Annotated in this window: 1 protein-coding gene; it reads right to left on the bottom strand. The window is 57.0% G+C overall.

From position 1 onward, the window contains the following. Nucleotides 1-135: 135 nt before the first annotated feature. On the bottom strand, nt 136-381 hold a 246-nt coding region (locus tag QN413_RS27155; protein ID WP_323499651.1), incomplete at its 5' end, for a transposase.

Genomic DNA, 381 nt, shown 5'->3' on the forward strand with positions numbered 1-381 from the left:
GGAGACGCTGAACATTGAGCATTGCAGCGCGAGTTGATGACATCGCAACGAGATGCGCCCTCAAGGGTGCCCGATGTCACGATTCAGAGCCTTCACGACGAGCGTTTTGACCTCTTTCGAAGCCGCTTTCCACATTCAAGACGCACCTCGGGCATGGCAGTCCAACAGCGACCTCTTGGCGATGACCAGATTGGCCAGACCGAACAAGCTCAACAGCTGTGCCGTGTTCTTGGCCAGCCCCTTGTAGCGCGCCTTCCTGTGACCAAACAGGTTCTTGATCACATGGAACGGATGCTCGACCTTGGCGCGGATGCTGGCCTTCATCTTCTCCGCACGCTCGGCCAGGAACTGAGGCTCGATGAATTCATTGAGCTTGCGACG

It is taken from the genome of Variovorax sp. LG9.2, assembly GCF_035018885.1.
GTDB lineage: Bacteria > Pseudomonadota > Gammaproteobacteria > Burkholderiales > Burkholderiaceae_C > Variovorax.